Source organism: Candidatus Protofrankia californiensis, from assembly GCF_900634765.1.
GTDB classification, from domain to species: Bacteria; Actinomycetota; Actinomycetes; order Frankiales; family Frankiaceae; genus Protofrankia; species Protofrankia californiensis.
The window spans coordinates 8,388-14,077 of record NZ_CAAAFT010000004.1 but is presented as its reverse complement, the minus strand read 5'-3'; the positions used below and the strand labels follow the sequence as shown (position 1 = coordinate 14,077).

Below are 5,690 nucleotides of genomic sequence, written 5' to 3'. Positions count from 1 at the left end.
GTCGACCAGCAGGTCGGGCAACAGCTCGACCAACAACAGCTCGACCAACAACAGCCCGACCAACAACAGCCCGACCAGCAGCGGCTCGAGCGACAGGTTCAGCCCGGATGACGCCGACGGCTACGAGCACGGGCACCACCCGGCAGGTGGCGGTGACCCGGACACGCAGCCGGCGGGCGGTGGGGCTGCTACCCGTCGTGCTGCTACTCGCCCTGGTCATGGTCGCGAGCGTCGCCGTCGGAGCCAGGACCATCTCCCCCGGCGACGTGTTCAGAGCGTTGATCCACTCGGACGGGTCCGACAACGCGGTCGTCGTCCGGGACCTGCGAGTGCCCCGCACGCTGATGGGCCTCACGGTGGGTGCCGCGCTGGGGCTCGCCGGGGCGCTCATGCAGGCGCTCACCCGCAACGCACTGGCTGATCCGGGCCTGCTCGGCATCAGCGCGGGGGCGACCGCGGCGGTGGTGTCGGGTGTCGGACTGCTGGGGCGGCACAGCCTAATGCTGTCGGTGTGGTTCGCCTTCCTCGGTGCCGCCGCGGCCGCATCCGTCGTGTACGTCCTGGGCTCGAGGGAGCCGGGCGGGGCCAGCCCGGTGCGGGTAGTCTTGGCGGGGGCCGCGGTCACCGCCGTCCTGAACGCCTACATCTCCGCCCGCGTCCTGCTCGACCCGCAGACGCTCGAGCGCTACCGGCACTGGTCGGTGGGATCACTCGCCGGCAGCACCATGGAAACCGTGGTCGGGATCTGGCCGTTCCTGATCGCCGGCGTGGTCCTGGCCCTTGCGCTGGGCGGGCCGCTGAATGCGCTCGCGCTCGGTGACGACACCGGGCGGACGCTGGGCTCTCGTCCGGGCCGCACCCGGGCGCTCGGGATGCTGGCAGTCACGCTGTTGTGCGGCTCGGCGACCGCGGCGGTTGGGCCGATCGCGTTCGTCGGCCTGGCCGTCCCGCACGTCGTACGTGTGATCACCGGTCCCGACCATCGCTGGCTGTTGCCCTACTGCATGCTGGTGTCCCCGATCCTGCTGCTGGGCTGCGACGTCCTGGGACGCCTCATCGCCCGGCCCATGGAGCTGGAGGTGGGCATCGTCACCGCTTTTGTCGGGGCGCCGGTCTTCATCTTTCTCGTCCGGCGCCGAAAGATCGTCCAACTGTGACCAGGGATATGCGGACAGTGCGGACAGCGGTGTCAGAACCGGCGCTCTCCGGTCCGATGGTGTCAGGACCAGCGGCGTCAGGACCAGCGGCGTCAGGACCGGTGGTGCGGGTGGCCGGTGACCGGATCTCGGTGCGCGTTCTCCCGCGCAGTGCGGTCGTGTGCGTGCTGCTGCTCGCGGCAGCTGTCGTGGTCGGCGTGTTCGCTCTCACCACCGGCGACTATCCGATTTCGGTATACGACGTCGTCCGTACCTTGCTGGGCCGGGGTTCGGAGGCGAACGAGTTCATCGTGACCGAGCTGCGCCTGCCGCGAGCGATCGCCGCACTGGGTGTGGGCGCCGCCTTGGGGATGGCAGGGGCGGTGTTCCAGAGCATCTCGCGCAACCCCCTGGGCAGTCCCGACATCGTCGGGCTCACCGTCGGCTCGGCAACCGGCGCGCTGCTGCAGATCATCGTCCTCGGCGGGGGGCCGGTGGCTGTCGCAGTCGGATCGGTTGTCGGAGGGATACTCACCGCTGTTGCCGTCTATCTGCTGGCGTTCCGGACGGGTGCTCTGGGTTATCGGCTTGTGCTTGTCGGTATAGGGGTCGGGGCGGTTCTTGAGTCCGTGAACTCCTACCTCCTCGTCCGTTCCTCGCTCACGGAGGCGACGGCTGCGCAGTTCTGGCTGACCGGGAGCCTGAACGGGCGTGGTTGGGAGGACGTCCGGCCGCTGGTCGGGGCACTGGTGGCGTTGCTGCCCGTCACCTTTGCTCTCGGCCGTGACCTGCGGATGCTGGAGATGGGTGACGACGCGGCGCGCGCTGTCGGTGTGCCGGTCGAGCGCCGCCGGTTCGCCGCGCTGCTGTGCGGGATCGCGCTGACGGCGCTGGCCACGGCCACGGCCGGGCCAATCGCCTTTGTCGCGCTGGTGGCACCCCAGCTCGTCCGGCGGCTGACCCTGGTCACCGGGCCGAATCTCGTGCCTTCGGCGCTGATGGGGGCGACGCTGCTGATCGTCAGCGACTTCGCGGCCCAGCGGTTGCTGGCGCCGACCCAGCTGCCCGTCGGAGTCATGACCGCCGGCGTTGGCGGTGTCTACCTGGCCTGGCTCCTGACCCGCGAATGGCGCTCCGGCCGAGCCTGACCGCGGACGTCCCACGTCCCGCGTCCCGCGAACGTCTCACGTCGCGAGTATTGACAAATTAGGTAAGGAGTACTTAACTACGCCAGGCTGGCTGTCCGGACGGGTGGATCGACCGTCGACCTGTCGATGTATACCTGTCGACGTGTGAGGAGAAGCGCGCCATGGACGACGGTGCCGTCAGGTCACGGTGTTCATGAGCGAGGACGGGGCTGACCCGCAGCCGTATCGGCTCCGCGCCGACAACTTGACCCTGGCCTATGACAATCGGACGGTGGCCACCTCGCTCGGGGTGATCATCCCGGACGGGTCCTTCACGGTGGTCGTCGGGCCGAACGCGTGTGGCAAGTCGACGCTGTTGCGCGCGCTCGCCCGGATGCTCAGACCCCGCACCGGCGCGGTGTACCTCGACGGTGCGCTCATCACGTCGCTGCCGTCGAAGGAGGTCGCCCGCCGGCTGGGGATGCTGCCCCAGACGTCCATCGCGCCGGACGGGATCACCGTCGCTGACCTCGTCGCCCGCGGGCGCTACCCGCACCAGCGGTTGCTGCGGCAATGGTCACGCGAGGACGAACGGGCGGCCACCGAGGCGATGACCTCGACCGGCGTCGACGACCTCGCCGACCGCTTCGTCGACGAACTGTCCGGAGGGCAACGCCAGCGGGTCTGGCTGGCGATGGCGTTGGCGCAGCAGACACCGATCCTGCTGCTGGACGAACCGACGACCTTCCTCGACATCGCCCATCAGGTCGAGGTGCTGGACCTGTGCGCCGACCTGCACGAGGAGAGGCGGCGCACGCTCGTGGCGGTGCTGCACGACCTCAACCACGCCTGCCGGTACGCCACCCATCTGATCGTGATGGGCGGTGGGCGGATCGTCGCGCAGGGCCGTTCCGAGGAGATCGTGACCGCCGAGCTGGTCGAGGACGTGTTCGGTCTGCGGTGCCGGATCATCACCGACCCGGAGGTGGGCACACCACTGGTCGTGCCGGCGGCGCGTGCCCGCAGGCACCCCGAGGCAGCGCGCGTCCCAGCAGCAAAAGCGCAGGTCACGGCCTGAAACCTTGCGGCTCACGGCCGGAACGTGCGGCTCACGACGCCGCTGTCCTGGGGACGACGTGCGGCGCGACACTGCGCAGTTTCTCGCACGTCTCCTCGTACTCCCGTTCCGGTCGGGAGTCCGCGATGATGCCGGCGCCCGCCCGCAGCCACGCCCGTCCGCCGTGCTCGTAGACGGCCCGCAGCACCAGGGCCGCGTCCAGCTCCCCGTCCTCGGACACCATGAGCACCGCACCCCCGTAGAGATCGCGGGGTGTCCGCTCGAGTTCGGCGATGCGCTCGAACGCCGGCGCCTTGGGGATTCCGGATGCCGTCACCGACGGGAACAGCGCCTGCAGTGCGTCCCAGGACGTCCGCCCAGCGGCGAGTTGACCGACCACGCGGGAACGCAGGTGCTGGACACTGCCACGGTGCGTGACCGTCATGAAATCGGTGATCGCGACCGAGGTCGGTTCACAGACCTGGGACACCTCGTCGTAGGCCAGCTTGACCGAGGTGGCGTGCTCGAAGATCTCCTTGGGGTCGGACTCCAGTTCGGCGCGGCGGTCCGCGTCGACGTCGGCTCCGAGGCCGTGCGCCCTGGTGCCGGCGAGCGGGTGGGCGGCCACCTGGCCGTCCGCGGAGACCTCGACGACGGTTTCTGGGCTGAACCCGGCGGCCTTCTGGCCGCCCAGGTCGAGCAAGAACGAGCGGGCCGGGGTGTTCCCGGCGCGGCCGAGGGCGTATGTGGCGGTGAGATCGACCGGGAACGGGATCGGCAGCGTCCGGGAGAGGATGACCTTCCGCAGGGCGCCCCCGCGGATGTCCGCAACGGCCCGCGCCACGCTGTCGTGATAGGCCCTCCGGGACTCTTTCCCTTCTTTTCTTTCTTTTCCTTTTTCCGTCGAGCTTTCTCCCGCCGAGTCTTCCTCCGCCGGGTCGGTAACCTCGACCGGTCGTGCGCGGGTGCGGGGGCTCAGGCGTCCGGCGAAGTCGGTGATCAGATCACGTACCGATCCGATCACGAGGTCGTCCGTGCCGCGTATCAGAACGTGATCGGTTCGCAGCCGGATCTCGGTCCTGGGCACCATCACGTGCAGGAGCGGGCGTCCTTCGGCGACGCGGGGGCCGCCCGCGAGCGCATAGGCGAACTCGAAGCAGACCCAGCCGTATGCGTGCCAATCCGCGAGCGGAAAGGTTGCAAGCAGGTCGCCCACCTGGCGCAACGGGTGCGGCGACCGCTCGACCGCCGTCTGCCGGCCTTGGCAGCTGCTCCGCACCACCGTTGGTTCGACGACGACCTCGCCGAAGACGTCACCGGCGAACCACCACTGGTTGTCGCGCTCGTAGACGACGTGGCTGCTGAACAGATCGGAATCCGACAGGGCGGCGGCGAGTGCAAGGGGATCGAACCGACCAGGGATCTCCAGCTCACGGTAATGATGCACACCCGTCTCCCGAAGAGGTCGGCACCGATCAGCAAGTAGTGCAAGTAATTAGGTCAGGTTACCCTAACTAGGCTGAACGGTGGTCCATCCGGCGGGTTCGAGGGTTGGCGCCGCGGTACCCGTGCTTCGATGCGTCTGTGGGTGCCACGTCTGTGGATGTCGCGGCCGCGTCCGCGGGGGAAGCAGGGGCAGTGCCCTGCGGAACACATCCACGCGCTGCCGTCCGCATGCCATACTCTTGGTTGGGTTTCCTCCGGGGGCGTAGCTCAATTGGCAGAGCACTGCCTTTGCAAGGCAGGGGTTAGGGGTTCAAGTCCCCTCGTCTCCACCCGTTTGTCCAGGTCGGTGGCATGATCAAGGATCATCGGCCAGCCCATGAAGATCATTCGTTAGCGGTTCGTTAGCAAGACTCGGCGACATGGCACGACACGGGGCGGCCCACGTCGGTACCCGGCAGCACTCGCAGCGGTTCAGCCGTGAGGCGGTTGAACACGCTCCGTCAGGGCCTGCCGGCTGGCTCGGGAGGGGCCAGTCAGGCAACCGGCAAGACATCGACGCTTCCGACCGTCGCCCGAAATAGCGCCAGCCGAGCGATGCTGCGCTTTTCCGCAGTCTCTCGCACGCGCGGCCGTCTCCCCTGTGGATAGGCGCAGTTCGGCTGGCAACGTGCGGGGATCAATGCCCAACCCGCCGGAGCGCTCTCCCATCATTTAGGACCGCACGGCGGGGTGCAGAGGCCCGCGACGGCACTGTTGCATTCGCCGATCGCAGGCGATCTTCACCGCAGATCTTCCCGTCAGACGCGCTCATGTGCCCCGATCGGTGGGACTACCAGCAGCCCGGAGCCGCGCTGGTGAACCTCGGCGCCGGAAGACTTGCGGCCAAGATCCGCCGGTGTACGCGAATGCAACAGTGCCCCGGGA

Annotated in this window: 4 protein-coding genes and 1 tRNA gene; 4 read left to right on the top strand and 1 reads right to left on the bottom strand. The window is 68.6% G+C overall.

Annotated elements, in window-relative coordinates:
* Positions 1 to 107: 107 nt before the first annotated feature.
* The 3 genes from DD1DGNOD_RS00165 to DD1DGNOD_RS00155 all read left to right on the top strand — a co-directional run bounded on the left by DD1DGNOD_RS00165 (position 108) and on the right by DD1DGNOD_RS00155 (position 3,341).
* Positions 108 to 1,157: a FecCD family ABC transporter permease gene (locus DD1DGNOD_RS00165; RefSeq protein ID WP_131764797.1), complete on the top strand. Its 1,050-nt coding sequence runs from the start codon at positions 108 to 110 to the stop codon at positions 1,155 to 1,157.
* 56 nt (positions 1,158 to 1,213) lie between these two features.
* Entirely contained in the window at positions 1,214 to 2,284 is a 1,071-nt protein-coding gene (locus tag DD1DGNOD_RS00160; protein WP_131764804.1) for an iron chelate uptake ABC transporter family permease subunit, read from the top strand.
* Positions 2,285 to 2,477: 193 nt separating this feature from the next.
* Complete coding sequence (locus DD1DGNOD_RS00155; RefSeq protein WP_131764796.1) at positions 2,478 to 3,341, top strand: ABC transporter ATP-binding protein; 864 nt, start codon at positions 2,478 to 2,480, stop codon at positions 3,339 to 3,341.
* A gap of 31 nt (positions 3,342 to 3,372) precedes the next feature.
* Here DD1DGNOD_RS00155 and DD1DGNOD_RS00150 read toward each other — a convergent pair whose 3' ends face one another.
* Positions 3,373 to 4,767, bottom strand: a complete 1,395-nt coding sequence (locus DD1DGNOD_RS00150; RefSeq protein WP_131764795.1) for a salicylate synthase — start codon at positions 4,765 to 4,767, stop codon at positions 3,373 to 3,375.
* A 255-nt stretch (positions 4,768 to 5,022) separates the two neighbouring features.
* Between DD1DGNOD_RS00150 and DD1DGNOD_RS00145 the strand changes: the two genes are divergently transcribed.
* Positions 5,023 to 5,095: transfer RNA gene (locus tag DD1DGNOD_RS00145), tRNA-Ala, on the top strand.
* Positions 5,096 to 5,690 lie beyond the last annotated feature (595 nt).

What these genes read in the sequence shown, in the direction of transcription:
- DD1DGNOD_RS00165 (WP_131764797.1), top strand. Translation starts at nt 108, where the DNA reads ATGACGCCGACGGCTACGAGCACGGGCACCACCCGGCAGGTGGCGGTG.
- DD1DGNOD_RS00155 (WP_131764796.1), top strand. Translation starts at nt 2,478, where the DNA reads ATGAGCGAGGACGGGGCTGACCCGCAGCCGTATCGGCTCCGCGCCGAC.
- DD1DGNOD_RS00160 (WP_131764804.1), top strand. Translation starts at nt 1,214, where the DNA reads ATGGTGTCAGGACCAGCGGCGTCAGGACCAGCGGCGTCAGGACCGGTG.